A 16,246-nucleotide genomic window follows, 5' to 3' on the forward strand; every position below is an offset into this window, starting at 1 on the left:
TGATCCCACCGTAGCCCTCGCGGGCGGGCCGAAGCCGACCGGGAACTGCCGGGAACTGACGGAGGACAGCTCGTGTTCGTGGTGATCGTGATCGCGATGGCCCTGGTGGTCGGCGGCGCCGCAGTGGTGGCGCTGGGCGGCGGCGGAACACTGCCGGAGGCCGAGCACGACCGGCTCACGGTGCGCCTCCCGCAGGACCGCGCCCTCAGCCGCACCGACGTCGACGAGCTCCGCCTCCCGATGGCGCTGCGCGGCTACCGGATGGACGAGGTCGACGACGTGCTCGACCGCCTCGGCGCGGAACTCGCCCTCCGGGACGCCCGGATCGCCGAACTGGAGGCCGTCGGCGTGGTGCGCGGCTCGGTGGCGGCGGCCGAGGGCGCGGCGGGCGCGGCGGGTGCGGCGGGTGCGGCCGGGGAGCCGCTGCCGGGGCTGGAGGCGTTCACCACCGTCCTGGAGAAGGAGCCGCAGGGCCCGGCGGTCGGCGAGGTGACCGAGGCCGCCGAGACCGGCGAGACCGGCGAGACCGGCGAGGCCGGCGAGCAGGGCACCGACGTGGTCGCGGACGAGGACGGCGCCACCGCCGCCGAGCACAAGGGCGACCGCGCGTGACGGGTGCGGTCCTCGGGGCCGACGGGCTGCGGCGCTGCGGCTGGGGCGACTCGGCCGAGGACTACCGGGCCTACCACGACACCGAATGGGGCCGCCCGGTCCACGGCGACCTGGCCCTGTTCGAACGGATCTCGCTGGAGGCGTTCCAGTCCGGGCTGTCCTGGATCACCATCCTGCGCCGCCGGGAGGGCTTCCGGGCGGCCTTCCACGGCTTCGACCCCGCGGCGGTCGCCGAGTTCGGCGACGCGGACGTCGAACGGCTGCTGGCCGACACCGGGATCATTCGCAACCGGGCCAAGGTCCTGGCCACCATCGCCAACGCGCAGGCCGCCCGGACGCTGGCCGACGGCGAACTCGACGCCCTGATCTGGAGCCACGCCCCGGACGGCGACCGCCCCGCCCCGCCGACCCTGGCCGACGTACCGGCCGTGACACCGGAGTCCACGGCACTGGCGAAGTCCCTCAAGCGGGCCGGCTTCCGCTTCGTGGGCCCGACCACCGCGTACGCGCTGATGCAGGCGTGCGGCCTGGTCAACGACCACCTCGCGGACTGCCACGCCCGCTAGCCCCTACGCCCCGGGACCGCCCGGGCGGCCACGCCCCGCCGTGAGCGGATCTCACCGAGGGTGCCGTTCTCCTTCGCGCGGTTCCCCGCGCCCCTGGCGGGGTGCGGGGGGTGCGCGGGGCTGCTCTCTTAGTTCTGCGGGCCCCGCGGGGGCGGTCAGCGGCCGACGAAGGCGGGCTTCTCCTTGGCGAGGAAGGCGTCGACGGCGATGCGGTGGTCCTCGCTCTCGCCCGCGAGGGTCTGGAGTTCGTCCTCCTTGTCGAGCAGCTCGTCCAGGGAGTGGGAGGCGCCGTAGGCCAGGGACGCCTTGATCGCGCCGTAGGCGACCGTCGGGCCGTTGGCCAGGGTGAGGGCGAACTCGTGTGCGGCGGCGGCGAGTTCGGCGGCGGGCAGGACGCGGGTGGCGAGGCCGAGGGCGAGCGCCTCCTCGGCGCGGATGGTGCGCGGCAGCATCAGCAGCTCGGTGGCCCGGGCGTGGCCGACCAGGCGGGGGAGGGTCCAGGAGGCGCCGGAGTCGGCGGTGAGGGCGACGCCGGCGAAGGAGGTGTTGAAGCCCGCGGTGTCGGCGAGCAGCCGGAAGTCGCAGGCGAAGGCGAGCGAGGCCCCGGCGCCGGCGGCGATGCCGTTGACCGCGGCGACGGTGGGCTTGCGCATCCCGGCCAGGGCCCGGACCAGCGGGTTGTAGTGCTCGGCGACGGTGCGCAGCGCGCCCTCGCCGGTCTCGCGCTGGCGCTGGAGCAGTCCGACGTGCTCCTTGAGGTCCTGGCCGACGCAGAACGCCTTGTCGCCGGCGCCGGTGAGCAGCACGGCCCGGACCCCGGGGTCGGTCGCGGCGGTGGTGACGGCGTCCCGGAGGGCGACCTTGGTGGGGACGTCGAGGGCGTTCATGGCGGCGGCGCGGTCGATGGTGAGGACGGCGAGGGCGCCGTCGCGCTCGTAGCGCACGGTGTCGGACATGGTGAGGGCTCCCGGGTCGCGGTGGCTGTCGTGGGCCAGCATGCCGGAGCGCGGGCGGGCGGGGGAGTGTGAGGTGGCGCACCCCCGGCGGGCGTGTCGGACTGCGCGGGGATGCGGCTTTCGGCAGGTAATCGGGGCTTTTCGGCTGGTTGGAGAAGTTTGACGCAGAGAGTGATGTTGGTCATCCAGCCGTCGCATGCGGGATAATGGCTTCCGATCAATGCGTTCGATACCGGCGGTGGACGGACTGTCCGGTGCGTACCTGAACGGTTGCAGGAAGGGGAACGAGCATGGCGGCCATGAAGCCGCGGACGGGTGACGGCCCGCTGGAGGTCACCAAAGAGGGGCGGGGCATCATCATGCGAGTTCCGCTCGAAGGAGGCGGGCGCCTGGTGGTGGAGCTGACGCCCGACGAGGCGGACGCTCTGGGCGAGGCCCTCAAGAAGGCCTGCGGCTGATCTGCAGGTGGTGACCCCGCATCTCCCCGGGCGATCGGCGAGGTGCTCGACGGGCCCGGCTCCCCGCTGCGGGGGCCGGGCCCGTTCCGCATCGCCCGGGCCCTGCCGCCCCGGGCCCTGCCGCCCCGGACCGGTGCGGAACGGCCGTACCGGCCCGGTCAGCGCTTGACGGCGCAGAGCAGCCCGTCGGAGACCGGGAGCAGGGCGGGCAGCAGGATCTCGCTCTCCCGGATGTCGGCGACCAGGTCGCGCACGGCGCGGGTCTGCGGGTCGTCGAGTTCGGGCTCGGCCAGCCGGCCCTCCTGGAAGACGCCCTCGAAGCAGACCACGCCGCGCGGCCGCAGCAGCCGCACCGCCTCGGTCAGGTGCAGCCGGGAGTCGGCCGGGTCGCCGTCGCAGAAGACCAGGTCGTACTGGCCGTCGGCGAGCCGGGGCAGCACGTCCCGGGCCCGGCCGGGGATGCAGCGGACCCGGTTGCCGGTGAACCCGGCGGCCCGGTACGCCTCGCGGGCGTACTGCTGGCGCACCGGTTCGGAGTCGACGGTGGTGAGCACCCCGTCCGCGCGCATGCCGCGCAGCAGGTAGACGCCGGAGACGCCGGTGCCGGTGCCGACCTCGACCACCGCCTTGGCGTCGAGGGCGGCGGCGAGCAGCCGGAGCGCGGCGCCGCCGCTGGGGCCGATCGCGCGTATGCCGGTGCGGGCCGACTGGGCCCGGGCGTAGGTCAGCACCGCGTCCTCGCCGACGTAGGTGTCGGCGAGGGCCGCTCGCTGGGGCCCGAACTCGGTGATGGCTGCCTCTTCCGGAGCGCCGGTGCCGACCCAAGTCGACAAATTCCAGCGACAGACTACTGGCCGCCCGGGAACCGCGTTCGACGGCTGGCCGTTGGACTGCTACGGGCGGCCCGACCGCCCGGGGCGGTCGCTGTTCGACGGCTCTTATCCGGGCTTGACGGGTGAGGTGGATATGGTGGTGGCTCTGCTGGGCAGAAGAGCCGACCGAGGAGGTGTGGCCGAGGGCGACGTCCCTGTGCAGCGGCACTCCCGCGGCCTCACGTCGATCCGCACGCCGAAGCCCGTGATGAACCAGTCTGTGCACTCCCCCCTGGACAAGTCGACCGCAGCCGACGACACGGTGGCCGGGGCCGCCGGCACGCTCGCGTCCTTCGCGGAGGGGCCCGACGCGCAGAGCTGGACGCCGCCCAGCTGGGAGGAGATCGTCGAGGCGCACAGCGCCCGGGTCTACCGCCTGGCGTACCGGCTGACGGGCAACCAGCACGACGCCGAGGACCTCACCCAGGAGGTCTTCGTCCGGGTCTTCCGCTCGCTCTCCACCTACACCCCCGGCACCTTCGAGGGCTGGCTGCACCGGATCACCACCAACCTGTTCCTGGACATGGTGCGCCGCCGCCAGCGGATTCGCTTCGACGCCCTCGGCGAGGACGCGGCGGAGCGCCTGGCCAGCCGCGAGCCCAGCCCCGCCCAGCACTTCAGCGACACCCACTTCGACGCGGACGTCCAGCAGGCGCTGGACACCCTCGCCCCGGAGTTCCGCGCCGCCGTGGTGCTCTGCGACATCGAGGGCCTCTCCTACGAGGAGATCGCCGCCACCCTCGGGGTGAAGCTCGGCACCGTCCGCAGCCGAATCCACCGCGGCCGCTCGCACCTGCGGGCGGCCCTCAAGCACCGGGCGCCGAACGCCGCCGCGGGCCGTTCGCGCCGGGGCGGCTCCGCCGAGCCCGTGCCGGTCGGCGCCGAGCAGGCAGTCAGCGACCGGAGGGGGTCATGAGCGATCGCGCCCCCGAGCGCGCGGACGCCACCGGCCGCTCGCGCTGGGCGCCGCTGCGCCGCGCCGAACAGCCGGCCCCGCCCGGGCCCGAACCGCGTCCGTCGGCGGTCCGCCCGGTCGAACCGGCCGCCGAGGAGCACCACCTGGGCGAGCGGCTGTCCGGCTACCTGGACGGCGAGCTGGGCCACGACGCCCGCGAGCGGGTCCAGGCCCACCTGGCGACCTGTCCGGACTGCCTGGCCGAGGCCGAGCAGGCCCGGTCGGTCAAGCGCGCGCTGAGCGAAGCCGGCACGCCCGGCCCGTCGGCCGCCCTGATGGCCCGGCTGATGGCCGTCGCCGCGCTGCCCGAGGACCAGGCCGGTCCGGACGGGCCGACCGGCGGCGCCGGTGGGTCCGGCGGTTCCGGCGGCGTGTTCGGCGGCAGCCGGCTCACCGGCGGCTCCTTCGGCCGCGGCGCGGGCTTCGGCGGCGGCGCGCTCGGCGCGGACGCCCCGATACCCGGCATCGACCCGCGGGCCGGCCTGTTCGGCACCCGCCCGTCCGCCCTGCCGGGCCGCGAGCCGGACGCCGACCTGCGCCCGCTGGCCGCCGGGCTCGGCGAACTCCCGGTCTCCCGCCCGGCCGCCCGCGGCCGCCGACTGGTGTTCGCCGCCGCCGGGGCGTTCTCGGTCGCCGCCGTCACCCTCGGCGGGGTCGGCAGCGTCACCGCCGGCCAGAGCCCCAGCCGCCAGCCCACCAGCGTCACCCCGGTCGGCGGGGCGGTCGTCCCGGTCAACGCCCAGCAGCCGGTGGACGTGCAGGAGTACCTGCTGCGCGCCCGCTACCAGCTCAGCACGCCCACGCCCACCGGTGACCCGAGGCAACTCCTGCGCTAGCCTGCCTTCACCGGCACGCCGTCGACGCCGGTCACCCGGGTGGTCTTTACCACGGTTTCATCCACCGGGGGCCGGGGGAACGGCCGCCCGCGTTTACCCTTGTGATTCAGCGATGTCGGGTGCTGGGAGTTCAGGTGTTCGGAGACATAGGCGGACTGGAGGTCGTGACGGTCATCGTCATGGCCATCGTGATCTTCGGCCCGGACAAGCTCCCCAAGCTGATCCAGGACACGATGGGCTTCATCCGCAAGGTCCGCTCCTTCGCGGACAGCGCGAAGGAGGACATCCGCAGCGAACTCGGGCCGGAGTTCCAGAACTTCGACTTCGAGGACCTCAACCCGAAGACCTTCGTCCGCAAGCAGCTGCTCGGCGACGGCGACGACCCGCTGGGCCTCAAGGACCTCAAGGACAGCGTCGACCTCAAGTCCGCGCTGAACGGCGACCCCGCCCCGACGCCCACCGCCTCGGTCGACTTCGCCAAGAGCGCCACCGCCGGTGCCGGCCCGGCCCTGGCCGTCGGGGAGCGCCCCCCGTTCGATCCCGACGCGACCTGACACCGCCCGCGCCCGGCTACCCCCTCCGGCCCTTCCGACGCCCCGTCCCACTCCGGTAGGACGGGGCATCGCCGTCCGCGCCGCTATCGTGTCCACTGCCCCTCCCGGACGGCGGACCTGTGGGTTCCGTCACGCCTGGCCGTGTCCGGCCCGGTTCTTCCGGCCGGAAGGGCCCGGGTGCGCGACCATGGAGCGCCCGGGGAGCACAGCTGAGGAGGCCCGCAGTGGACGTCACGCACCGTACGGGGAGCATCGCCGCCGCCCGCCGCGCCATCGACCCGCTGGCCGGCTACCGCGCCGCCGACTTCCCCTGGTACGGCCTGGACGAGGGCTGGACCGGCCGCCGCTGGCTCGGCCAGGTCGGCACCGGCCAGCGCGGCACCGAGCCGGGCCCCCCGACTACGGCACCCTCGGCCACGGCGACGAGCCCGCCCGCGGCCCCGAACCGCGCGACGCCCGCCGCTTCGCGGTGGTCGTCACCGTCGCCCGCCGCGAGGTCCGCCGCAGCGCCGACGACACCGGCACCCTGGAGGCCACCTCCGCCTCCTCCGCCGCCTGGCTGGCCGGCTCCGGCCTGCTCACCGCCACCTGGCCCGGCAACCTCGACCGCACCCTGCGGCAGAACTGGCTCGACCAGCAGTCCGCCCTCGCCTGGGACCTGGCCGACGACCTCGACGGCCCCGCCTGGTCCTCGCTCACCCTCCCGGTCAACGGCCTCCCGCAGCCCTTCCGCTACCGCGAGTCCGAACACGGCTGGGTCCTGGCCGGCGAGGCCCCCGGCGTGCTGATCGGCGCCTACGGCCGCTCGGTGTCCGCGTACGGCGTCGGCTTCACCGCCGTCGCCGACCTGGGGACGTACAACGGCAAGTAGGCTCCGGCCGGCCCCGCGGAGCAGCGGCAGGAGCCGTCGTCCGGCCGGCTGATCCAGCCGCCCCCGCACTCCGGCACCGGAGCCGGAGCCGGCACCACCGCCCGGTGACTCCCGGGGAGCGGCAGCGTGGCGGCGAGCACCGCGATCCAGCCGCGGCGGCTGCCGGACCGGGTGGCGAGCACCCCGGCCGCCGGCACCGGCAGCACGCCCGGGGCCGGCACCGCCGCCGTCCGTCCACACCCTGTGGACAGTCCCGCCCGCCCGACTGATCGACCGACCAACCGACCGGTTCCGGAGCCGCACCGTGCAGATATCCTTCGCCACCGCCCCCGGCCACCCCGGCCGACCGAACGAGGACCTCGTCCTGGCCGGCCCCGACACCGTCCTGGTCCTCGACGGCGCGGGCCTCCCCGACGGCACCGCGACCGGCTGCGCGCACGGCGTCCCCTGGTTCGTCCGCACCCTCGGCACCGAACTGCTCCACCGCACCCTGGACGGCACCCGACCCCTGGCGGACTGCCTGGCCGACGCGCTCGCCGCCATCGCCCGGCGCCACGGCCCCGCCTGCGACCTCGCCCACCCCATGACACCCACCGCCGCCGTCGCCCTGCTGCGCCGCACCGAGGACCGCGCCCAGTGGCTGGTGCTCGCCGACTCCACCGTCCTGCTCGACCTCCCCGACGGCCTGCGCGCCGTCTCCGACCACCGCGTCGGCGAGGTGACCGACCGTCAACTCCGTGACCTCGCCCACCGCCTGGACGGCCTCCCCGCCGCCGACCGCCGCACCCTCCTCGCCGACGCCCAACGCCAGGCCATGAACACCCCCGACGGCTACTGGGTGGCCGGCCCCGACCCCGCCGCCGCCCACCACGCCCTCACCGGCACCGCCCCCTGGCCCGACCTCCGCTCCGCCGCCCTCCTCACCGACGGCGCCGCCCGCCCCGTCGACGACTTCGCCACCACCGACTGGCCCACCCTCCTCACCCTCCTCCAGGACACCGGCCCCCAGTCCCTCATCGACCACACCCGCACCCTCGAACACACCGACCCCCACCACACCCGCTGGCCCCGCACCAAGACCCACGACGACGCCACCGCCGCCCTCCTCCGCCGCCCGCACCAGACCAAGGAGACAGCCAGCCAATGGACCAGTACGAAAGCCACGTCGGCGCAGCCAGGCAACTGCTGACCGAATCCCACCGCCGCCGCAACGGCCACTTCACCCCCGAACAGGCCGCCGCCTTCGCCCAGGTGGAAGCCCTCCTCGCCATCGCCGCCGCCATCCGCACCCACCCCACCACCTCCATCACCCACGCCGCCGCCCAAACCGCCGCCATCACCGCGACCCCGCCCACCCACGCCCCGCAATGACCGCCCCGACGTGCCCCCACCGACGCACCGCCCGACAACGACGAGATGACTGCGGACCACCCCCCCGACGGTCAGGGCAGTGGCCGGCGGAGGCGCGACGGGCCGGAGAACCCGACCGTCAGCACTTGTCCCACTCAAGCGGTCGGCGTTCTGACCAGGCATTTCTTATCCCTGGACGGCCTGCTGGGCCGTTGTGGGGCTGTCCGTCTCTCGATACCGCTTACGTGGCTCGACGGGCTCGCCGAGAGTCATGCGCCCCTGACAACGTCACTTACGGAGAGGTCCACAGTGGCCGGGTCGCCCAGGATGTCCACGATCACCTGCACGCGGCTCCGGTCGTGGTCCACGGCGCGCACCGGTCCGAAGTAGCCGACGAACGGGTCGTCCGTGATCGTGACCCACCGCTCGACTCCGTCACCGAAGACGTGATCGATAGTCGCAGCCTCCGCTTCGTACTGCTCGGCATCAGGTGGGGGCTGGCGCGGAGCGTGAAGCCAGGGTCGTGGTGCCCGAGGTACTGAGCGAAGGAGCCGTCAGGGCCGAGGGCCTGTCCGCGCAGTGCGACCTCACCGACCCGAACAACCCGTCCAGCACGGTCGCCATCGTGCGCGAGCACCACGGGCGGTTGGACTGCCTCACCTTCGCTGACTCCCCGATCGTGGTTCGCACACGCGGTGGCGAGGCGACGACCGTGCTCGATGACCGGACGTTCCACCTGCCCGCCTACGACCACGACTCCCTGAGCCTCCTGCGCACCACGGACGAAGGCTTCTGGGTCGCCAGCACCAAGCCGGAAGCCGCGGACCGGGCCGTGACGGCGAGCTTCCCCCTGGCGGACGTCGAGAGCTTCGGCATGGTCACCGACGGCGTCTCGCGGCTCGTTGAGCGCTACGGCTGGAGCTGGGAGCGGTTGCTGGACACGCTCGCCAAGCAGGGCCCCGAACAGGCCGTCCAGGCCATCCGCGACGCCGAGTTGGCCACCGAGCCGGGTACCTTCCGGGGCAAGCGCCACGATGACGTGACAGCCGTCTACGGCCAGCCCGAGCCCGGCGGGGAGTGGATCAAAAGGCAGAGGTAGTAGAGCTGTTACGAGTTTCGCTACTTCATCAAGGCGCGCACAGCGCGCCAGCGCGCGGCCTGGCCGCTTGCCGACGCTCCGGATCTTCGCCCCGCTCCAGTGGCGCCCGACCGCGCCGGCGGACGGACGGCAGAAGAGGGCTGAGCCCAGAACCCCGCCGTGGCTGGGGGCGGGCGGCTCCACGGTTTTACCCACCTGCCAGGACCGGGCCCAGCACCGAGCAAGAACGGGGGGCCACTCGGCCAAATTGCGGTCAGGCCCAAAAGCCCTGACCGAGTCGCAACAGCTTACGGCCCCCCGATCATGCTCGACCCCAGATCAGGCAGGACACCGGCCAAAACCGCTCCACCGCCCGCAGCTTAAGCCAGCGGCTTCGATGCTCGTTAATTCACGATTTTGGTGGAAGTTTGGAGATGCTTTCATGCGCGAACCAGAGTCGCTTCAATGCCATAAGGACCGTCATGATGAGGTGGCTGAATAGAAACGTCAGGAACCCTACCCATATTGCGCCCAGTGGATCCGTGGATTTATGGGTGGCGGCGGCTGAAACAACTGAGACGATTAGGGCTAGCCCAACTGTTACGGACCATCCGATATTTGAAAACAGTTCCCGAACCTGCCGAATTGCAAGGTGATCGGGCTCGAGCCCTTCGTCTCTCCTGACCTTCAGGCTTAGGGTGAATACATTGGTGAGTAGGCCAAATAGAAGGCCTGTAAAGATTCCAACTCCACCAATGAACTGCGAAACGTTGGTGAGATGGAAGTGTCCAGTTTTCGCGGCAATTCCGCAGGCGATTGCCAAGCCAGCGGGAATGACCAAGAACGCAATGTAGTCCGATGCCATGGGCTTTCCGGTGATTGCGTTACTGTAGGTTTTAAAGTTTGCGCGTGCAATGTCCCAGACGCTCCACTTGGCGCTCACGCTATTCCCTCCAGGCTTGGCGTCTCGGTCTACGCCTGCCAGTCCCCCCGGCCGACGCCCATCAGGTCTAGTGAAGCACCTACCTCTGACAGAACCTCTCGGCGAAACGTCTCGTCACTAGGGGATGATCCCGACGGAGATTCGATCGGGTACATGAAGCGAGGAAATTCTCTTCCGACGATAATTGTCCGAGACTTCCCCTCTCGCATGATCTCAAGGTGTACCTCGGATGGCTCAGGGAGGCCCTCCACGGAAAAAACTGTTCCGGGCGGGAGCTTCTTTTCGAGGGCTCGATCAATCCAGGTTTTTGCTAGACGCATGCCGCGACCGCTCTTGGCGGTAAATTCCATTGTCCGGACTCCGACCGCATTGTCAGTGTCTTGAACCTGGACGACATACTTGATTTCTCGAAGTTGCGACTGCTCGATGAACTCGTTCCAGGCGTCAGTGTTCTGAAGGGGCATTTTTTCAAGGATCAGCCCCTCGCTTTCATACTCTTTCCGAAACCATTCACTCAGTGAATTCCACAGGGAAGTCATTGAGGATGTGTTTCCGACCGTCTCGGTTGCCCAAATTGCACTAAAACCAGAGCGGGGAACAATAATTCCTTGCCGCAAGGGGTAAGCGGGGGCATCGTCGCTACTGATAGGGTAGGCGTTGCTTCCTGTTGATGTATCTACCACCTGGCCAGTGGATCCAAAGTGCCCAGACTCAACGGTAGGCCAGATTATCCGCCCGGTGGTTTCGATCCCCATCAAGCGAATGTAGTGCTCGCTCCGATCGATTTTAATTCCCGTGGTACCCATCTCGTTTTCCATAAATTTCTGGATCACTTCGATTAGGTCGTGCTTGCTGGGGTTGAACTCGGAGACGAGCCTGAAAGAATCTTTCTTGCGGAGCGGCCGGATCTTAATCTCGTACAAGCAGAACTGGTAGTTTGGCACGCTTTCCTCCGCATCCGTGGCCCTGGGCCGATTATAGAGAGGTGGCACCTCCTCGTATAGCTCGGCGCATCTACCTAATTGCAGCATGGACATGATCGCATTCTGTGGCTTGCCGTGCCACGGCGATGTCATGTTGGTTGGGGAGGGGAAGGAACGCGGGCACCACCAGTGAACAGAGTGGCAACTGCCACTTAGGCTACCGAGCTGGCGCTGATTCTCCCGCCCAACGCCAACGGCCCCGGTGTTTTAGTCCCGGGGCCGTGTGTGGGCCGTATGAGGTCAACCAGCGCCAACCAATATTGACAGTTGGTGACGGCAAACGGGCTGGTCAGCGGGTCGGGAGAGTATCCCGCTGCTGGCCAGCCCGTTGCTCGATCAGAACTTGTTCTTCGGGGTCAGCCCCAGGGAGAGGCCCGAGAGGCCGCGCTGGCGGCCGGAGAGTTTGCCGGCGATGGTGCGGAGGGCGGAGCCGGCGGGGGAGTCGGGGTCGGTGAGGACGACCGGGCGGCCGTCGTCGCCGCCCTCGCGGAGGCGGATGTCGATGGGGATGGAGCCGAGGACGGGGACGGTGGCGCCGACGGTGCGGGTGAGGGCGTCGGCGACGGTCTGGCCGCCGCCGGTGCCGAAGACGTCGATCATCTCGTCGCAGTGCGGGCAGGGCATGCCGGACATGTTCTCGATGACGCCGACGATCTTCTGGTGGGTCTGGAGGGCGATGGTGCCGGCCCGTTCGGCGACCTCGGCGGCGGCCATCTGGGGGGTGGTGACGATCAGGATCTCGGCGTTCGGGACGAGCTGGGCGACCGAGATGGCGATGTCGCCGGTGCCGGGGGGCAGGTCGAGCAGGAGGACGTCGAGGTCGCCCCAGTAGACGTCGGCGAGGAACTGCTGGAGGGCGCGGTGCAGCATCGGGCCGCGCCACACCACGGGGGCGTTGCCCGGGGTGAACATGCCGATCGAGATGACCTTCACGCCGTTCGCCGACGGCGGCATGATCATGTCCTGGACCTGGGTCGGCCGGCCCTCGACGCCCAGCATCCGGGGCACGCTGTGGCCGTAGATGTCGGCGTCCACCACGGCGACCTTCAGCCCGTCCGCGGCCAGCGCCGCCGCCAGGTTGACCGTCACCGAGGACTTGCCGACGCCGCCCTTGCCGGAGGCCACCGCGTAGACCCGGGTCAGGGTGCCGGGCTTGGCGAACGGGATCTCCCGCTCCGGGGCGCCGCCGCGCAGCAGCTGGGAGAGCTCGCGGCGCTGCTCCTCGCTCATCACGTCGAGCTCGACGGCGACCGAGGAGACCCCCGGCACCGCGGAGACCGCGTCGGTGACCCGCTGGGTGATCGTCTCGCGCATCGGACAGCCGGAGACGGTGAGGTACACCGCGACCTTCACCGCGCCGCCGTCGCCGATCTCGACGGACTTCACCATGCCGATCTCGGTGATCGGGCGGTTGATCTCCGGGTCGTGGACGTTCGCCAGGGCTTCCCGGACGGACTGCTCCGTCACCCCGGTCGCCACCTCTGTCTCGTTGGCCATGTGTTGATGGTACGGCGCGGCGCCCGGCCCCCGACTCGTCGGTAGCGTGCCGCCGGTCACAGCGTGTCGGCGGACTCCCGGCGCTCGTCGATCTCCTTGAGCAGCGCCTGAAGTTCGGAGCGGATGCCGCCCAGTTCGGAGCTGATGAAGGCGCGCGTGGCGACCTCGCCCAGGCCCTGGCGCAGCGCCGCGACCTCGCGGGTCAGGTACTCGGTGTCGGCGATGTTCCGGTCGCTGCGGGCCCGGTCCTGCTCCATGTTGACCCGGTCGCGGTCGTCCTGCCGGTTCTGCGCGAGCAGGATCAGCGGGGCCGCGTACGAGGCCTGGAGGGAGAGCATCAGGGTGAGGAAGATGAACGGGTAGTCGTCGAAGCGGACGGACACCGGGAGCAGGGTGTTCCACACCACCCAGGCGATGATCACCACCGTCATCCAGACGATGAACCGCCCGGTGCCCAGGAAGCGCGCGATCCGCTCGGAGAGCTTGCCGAACGCCTCCGGGTCCCAGGCCGGCAGCCGGATCAGCCCGGGCCGGCCGGTGCGCGGCTGGTCGAGCCGGGAGCGCGGCCCGCCGCCCGTCGAGGGCCGCTCCTCGCGGCGGCCGCGCTGCTCGCGGGCCCGCAGTTCGCGCAGCTGGCGCAGTTCGCGCAGCTCGCCCTGGATGCGCTGGCCCGAGGTGCTGTCGCCCTGGCGCTTGCGGTCAGCGTCCACCGTGCACCTCGCTCGTCTCCGTGTCGGTGCCGTGCGCCGCGTCGATGCCGTGCGCCGTGCCCTCGCGCCAGTCCTCCGGCAGCAGGTGGTCCAGCACGTCGTCCACGGTGACGGCGCCCAGCAGCCGGTCCTCCTCGTCGACCACCGGCGCCGCCACCAGGTTGTACGTGGCCAGGTAGGAGGTGATCAGCGGCAGCGGGGTGTTCGGCGGCAGCGGGTCCAGGTCGTCGTCCACCATCGAGCCGACCAGCGTGTACGGGGGTTCGCGCAGCAGCCGCTGGAAGTGCACGGTGCCCAGGTACGTCCCGGTCGGTGTCTCGTTCGGCGGGCGGCACACGTACACCTGGGCGGCCAGCGCCGGCTTGGTGTCCGAGATCCGCACCCGGGCCAGTGCCTCGGCCACCGAGGCGTCCGGTTCCAGCACGATCGGCTCGGTGGTCATCAGCCCGCCCGCGGTGTCCTCCTCGTACGAGAGCAGCCGGCGCATCTCCTCCGCCTCGGCGGGCTCCATCAGCCGCAGCAGGCGCTCGGCGTCCGCCTCGGGCAGTTCGGAGAGCAGGTCGGCGGCGTCGTCCGGGTCCATGGTCTCCAGGATGTCGGCGGCGCGCTCCTCCTTGAGCTTGCCGATGATCTCCACCTGGTCGTCCTCCGGCAGCTCCTCCAGGACGTCGGCCAGCCGGTCGTCGTCGAGGGCGGCGGCCACCTCGGCCCGGCGCTTCGCCGACAGGTGGTGCATGACGTTCGCCAGGTCCGCCGGGCGGAGCTGCTCGAAGGTGGCCAGCAGGTTGGCCGCGCCCTGGCCCTCCTCGGTCAGCGAGAAGCCTGTCACAGCCGACCAGTCGAGCAGCAGCTGCTCGCCCTTCGCCTTCCGCAGCCGTCCGGCCGGCCGGCCCGCCTGGACGAACACCTTGTCGATCTCCCACTCGCGCAGCCGGGTCTGCACCATCGCCACGTCCAGGACGGTCACCTCGTCGGTGGTCTTGGTCCGGGTCACGGTGCGGTCGAGCAGCTCGGCCAGCACCAGCGTCTCGGACGGCCGCTGCTCGAACCGGCGCATGTTCAGCAGTCCGGTGGAGAGCACCTGTCCCGACTCCAGGCTGGTCACCCTGGTCATCGGCAGGAAGATCCGCCGCCGCCCGATCACCTCCACCACCAGCCCCAGCACGCGGGGCGGCCGCCCGCCCAGCCGCAACGAGACCACCACGTCCCGGACCCGCCCCACCTGGTCCCCGTTCGGGTCGAACACCGCGACACCGGAGAGGTGGGAGATGAACACCCGGCTGCCAGGCCCCGCCATACGAGACTCCCTCCGGGGAAGCGGACACAATCCCCCAAATCTAGCCGGGCGGGGGAGGGGAGGCCGTCAGACGCGAGCGGGAGGGGGCGAAACCGGACGGGGCGCGGGGAGCGAGCGGCGGGTGTCAGCGCCCGCGCCGCTTGAGGAGCAGCTTGGGCAGCCCCGCCGGGACCGGCCGCCGGGTGGTCGCGGCGGTGGGCAGCGGCGCGGCGGCGAGGTCGTCGTCGGGGAGCGGGGCGAGCGGCGCGTCGACGGGGGTGAGGCGCAGGACGTGGCACTCGCGGGCCCAGCGCTCGCCGATGGTGTCGGTGTCGGGGGCGTTCAGGCGCTTGCCCTTGAGCTCCTCGACGGCGCCGTCCCAGGCGGGGGTGCCGGGGTCGAGGCGGGTGACGGTGGCGGTGAGGGCGACCAGGCGGCCCCACTTGTCCTTGCTGCGCAGCGTGATCGCGGCGGAGGTGCCGGCGGCGAGCCCGTGCAGGGGCTGTTCGGAGCCGTCGCCGACCACGACGACCGCGCCGTCGTGCCAGGCGTGCCAGAGCGGGCGGGCGTGCGACTGTCCGGCGGGCCGGACCCAGAGCAGTCCGGACTTCTTGGCGGCTTCCTCCACCAGGGCCCGGTCGAGGAAGTCCGTCGGGCTCGCGGTCGTCGTACGCTCCATGCCGCACAGCGTACGGCCTGGGCCCGCGGCGGCCGGTCCCATCCCCCGGACGACAGTGCCGTCAGCGCCGGACAGCCCTTACCGTAGAGGCCGTCCACCCCGTCGCCCGAAGGAGCGCCGTGACCGCCGCCGTCAGCACCACCGCCCCCGCCGCACCCCCGGCGCCGGGAGAGCGGCGGCACCTGCCGCGCACCGACCTGCTGCTGCTGGCGGTGTCGATCGCGGGCATCTCGCTCTCCGCGCCGCTGATCAGCGCGACGGCCGCGCCCGCGCTGGCCATCGCGTTCTGGCGCAACGGCATGTCGGTGGCGGTGCTGGGCCCGTACGCGCTGTGGCGGCACCGGGCCGAGCTGCGCGGTATCCCGCGGCGGGCGCTGCTGCTGGCGGTGGCGGCGGGCGTGCTGCTGGCGCTGCACTTCGCGCTGTGGATGCCCAGCCTGCGGATGACCTCGGTCGCGTCGTCCACGGCGCTGGTGACCACCACCCCGCTGTGGACGATCCTGCTGATGCGGCTGTCCGGGGTGCGGGCGCCGCGGCTGGTCTGGCTGGGCGCGGGCGTGGCGTTCGCGGGCGTGCTGGTGCTGACCGGCGTCGACCTGACGGTCTCGGCCCGGGCCCTGCTGGGCGACTCCCTGGCGCTGGCGGCGGGCGCGGCGGCGGCCGGGTACATGCTGCTGGGCGCGGAGGTGCGGCGGACCGTCTCGACCACCGCGTACACCCTGGTCTGCTACGCGACCTGCGCGCTCGCGCTGCTGGCGGCCTGCCTGCTGACCGGCACCCGGCTGGGCGGCTGGCCGGCCGGCGCGTGGTGGCAGATCTTCCTGCTGATGGTGACGGCGCAGCTGCTCGGCCACTCGCTGAGCAACCGGGTGGTGCGCACCCTGGGCCCGTCGGTCACCTCGACGGCGATCCTGCTGGAGACCCCGGGCGCGGCGCTGATCGCCGCGGTCTGGCTGGGCCAGTGGCCGCCGGTCGCCGCCTACCCGGCGGTGGGGCTGATCCTGCTGGGCCTGGTGCTGGTGGCCCGGGCGGAGCGCCGCTGACGCCCCG

Annotated in this window: 18 protein-coding genes and 1 pseudogene; 11 read left to right on the forward strand and 8 right to left on the reverse strand. The window is 71.8% G+C overall.

The annotated features are described in order from the left end of the window. The first annotated feature begins 72 nt into the window (after positions 1–72). Together QMQ26_RS22195 and QMQ26_RS22200 are read left to right on the forward strand one after the other, a co-directional pair. Positions 73–612 carry a DivIVA domain-containing protein gene (locus QMQ26_RS22195; RefSeq protein ID WP_282202466.1) on the forward strand — a complete coding sequence of 180 codons (540 nt, stop codon included), beginning with the start codon at positions 73–75 and terminating at the stop codon, positions 610–612. Then, positions 609–1,178: a DNA-3-methyladenine glycosylase I gene (locus QMQ26_RS22200; RefSeq protein WP_100836482.1), complete on the forward strand. Its 570-nt coding sequence runs from the start codon at positions 609–611 to the stop codon at positions 1,176–1,178. The genes QMQ26_RS22195 and QMQ26_RS22200 overlap by 4 nt, the downstream gene beginning before the upstream one ends. A gap of 155 nt (positions 1,179–1,333) precedes the next feature. Here the strand turns inward: QMQ26_RS22200 and QMQ26_RS22205 are convergent, their stop codons facing one another. Further along, complete coding sequence (locus tag QMQ26_RS22205) at positions 1,334–2,134, reverse strand: enoyl-CoA hydratase/isomerase family protein (protein ID WP_282202467.1); 801 nt, start codon at positions 2,132–2,134, stop codon at positions 1,334–1,336. Positions 2,135–2,424: 290 nt separating this feature from the next. Here QMQ26_RS22205 and QMQ26_RS22210 point away from each other — a divergent pair, with 290 nt between their 5' ends. Further along, a complete protein-coding gene (locus QMQ26_RS22210) occupies positions 2,425–2,592 on the forward strand; it encodes a DUF3117 domain-containing protein (protein ID WP_014137929.1) in 168 nt (55 codons plus the stop codon). Between the two features lie 158 nt (positions 2,593–2,750). On the opposite strand, the gene QMQ26_RS22215 is transcribed toward QMQ26_RS22210, so the two are convergent. Next, positions 2,751–3,425 carry an O-methyltransferase gene (locus QMQ26_RS22215; protein WP_404813937.1) on the reverse strand — a complete coding sequence of 225 codons (675 nt, stop codon included), beginning with the start codon at positions 3,423–3,425 and terminating at the stop codon, positions 2,751–2,753. A 247-nt stretch (positions 3,426–3,672) separates the two neighbouring features. On the opposite strand from QMQ26_RS22215, the gene sigE reads away from it, so the two are divergent. The 7 genes and pseudogenes from sigE (at position 3,673) to QMQ26_RS22250 (ending at position 9,129) form a co-directional block, all read left to right on the forward strand. Beyond that, positions 3,673–4,380, forward strand: a complete 708-nt coding sequence (gene sigE, locus QMQ26_RS22220; RefSeq protein WP_111554281.1) for an RNA polymerase sigma factor SigE — start codon at positions 3,673–3,675, stop codon at positions 4,378–4,380. Beyond that, complete coding sequence (locus tag QMQ26_RS22225) at positions 4,377–5,255, forward strand: anti-sigma factor family protein (protein WP_282202469.1); 879 nt, start codon at positions 4,377–4,379, stop codon at positions 5,253–5,255. The genes sigE and QMQ26_RS22225 overlap by 4 nt, the downstream gene beginning before the upstream one ends. Positions 5,256–5,389: 134 nt before the next feature. Then, positions 5,390–5,809, forward strand: coding sequence for a sec-independent translocase (locus tag QMQ26_RS22230; protein ID WP_100836479.1), 420 nt, complete (start codon positions 5,390–5,392; stop codon positions 5,807–5,809). Positions 5,810–6,033: 224 nt separating this feature from the next. After that, positions 6,034–6,680, forward strand: a pseudogene (locus QMQ26_RS22235) (hypothetical protein). Between the two features lie 304 nt (positions 6,681–6,984). Further along, the gene (locus QMQ26_RS22240; protein WP_282202470.1) at positions 6,985–7,869 is read left to right on the forward strand and encodes a protein phosphatase 2C domain-containing protein; all 885 of its coding nucleotides are present in this window, start codon (positions 6,985–6,987) and stop codon (positions 7,867–7,869) included. Beyond that, positions 7,824–8,051: a hypothetical protein gene (locus tag QMQ26_RS22245; protein WP_282202471.1), complete on the forward strand. Its 228-nt coding sequence runs from the start codon at positions 7,824–7,826 to the stop codon at positions 8,049–8,051. The genes QMQ26_RS22240 and QMQ26_RS22245 overlap by 46 nt, the downstream gene beginning before the upstream one ends. Before the next feature lie 505 nt (positions 8,052–8,556). After that, positions 8,557–9,129 carry a protein phosphatase 2C domain-containing protein gene (locus tag QMQ26_RS22250; protein WP_282202472.1) on the forward strand — a complete coding sequence of 191 codons (573 nt, stop codon included), beginning with the start codon at positions 8,557–8,559 and terminating at the stop codon, positions 9,127–9,129. Between the two features lie 388 nt (positions 9,130–9,517). On the opposite strand, the gene QMQ26_RS22255 is transcribed toward QMQ26_RS22250, so the two are convergent. The 6 genes from QMQ26_RS22255 to QMQ26_RS22280 all read right to left on the reverse strand — a co-directional run bounded on the left by QMQ26_RS22255 (position 9,518) and on the right by QMQ26_RS22280 (position 15,196). Next, positions 9,518–10,051, reverse strand: coding sequence for a hypothetical protein (locus QMQ26_RS22255; RefSeq protein WP_282202473.1), 534 nt, complete (start codon positions 10,049–10,051; stop codon positions 9,518–9,520). 29 nt (positions 10,052–10,080) lie between these two features. After that, complete coding sequence (locus tag QMQ26_RS22260; protein ID WP_282202474.1) at positions 10,081–11,088, reverse strand: hypothetical protein; 1,008 nt, start codon at positions 11,086–11,088, stop codon at positions 10,081–10,083. 282 nt (positions 11,089–11,370) lie between these two features. Beyond that, positions 11,371–12,531, reverse strand: coding sequence for an Mrp/NBP35 family ATP-binding protein (locus QMQ26_RS22265; RefSeq protein WP_282202475.1), 1,161 nt, complete (start codon positions 12,529–12,531; stop codon positions 11,371–11,373). A 56-nt stretch (positions 12,532–12,587) separates the two neighbouring features. Continuing rightward, entirely contained in the window at positions 12,588–13,154 is a 567-nt protein-coding gene (locus tag QMQ26_RS22270; RefSeq protein WP_282206590.1) for a DUF1003 domain-containing protein, read from the reverse strand. A 76-nt stretch (positions 13,155–13,230) separates the two neighbouring features. Continuing rightward, complete coding sequence (locus tag QMQ26_RS22275) at positions 13,231–14,538, reverse strand: magnesium transporter MgtE N-terminal domain-containing protein (protein ID WP_100836473.1); 1,308 nt, start codon at positions 14,536–14,538, stop codon at positions 13,231–13,233. A 124-nt stretch (positions 14,539–14,662) separates the two neighbouring features. Continuing rightward, positions 14,663–15,196: a pyridoxamine 5'-phosphate oxidase family protein gene (locus QMQ26_RS22280; RefSeq protein WP_282202476.1), complete on the reverse strand. Its 534-nt coding sequence runs from the start codon at positions 15,194–15,196 to the stop codon at positions 14,663–14,665. 119 nt (positions 15,197–15,315) lie between these two features. On the opposite strand from QMQ26_RS22280, the gene QMQ26_RS22285 reads away from it, so the two are divergent. Continuing rightward, entirely contained in the window at positions 15,316–16,239 is a 924-nt protein-coding gene (locus QMQ26_RS22285; RefSeq protein WP_100836471.1) for a DMT family transporter, read from the forward strand. Positions 16,240–16,246 lie beyond the last annotated feature (7 nt).

Source organism: Kitasatospora fiedleri (assembly GCF_948472415.1).
GTDB classification, from domain to species: domain Bacteria; phylum Actinomycetota; class Actinomycetes; order Streptomycetales; family Streptomycetaceae; genus Kitasatospora; species Kitasatospora fiedleri.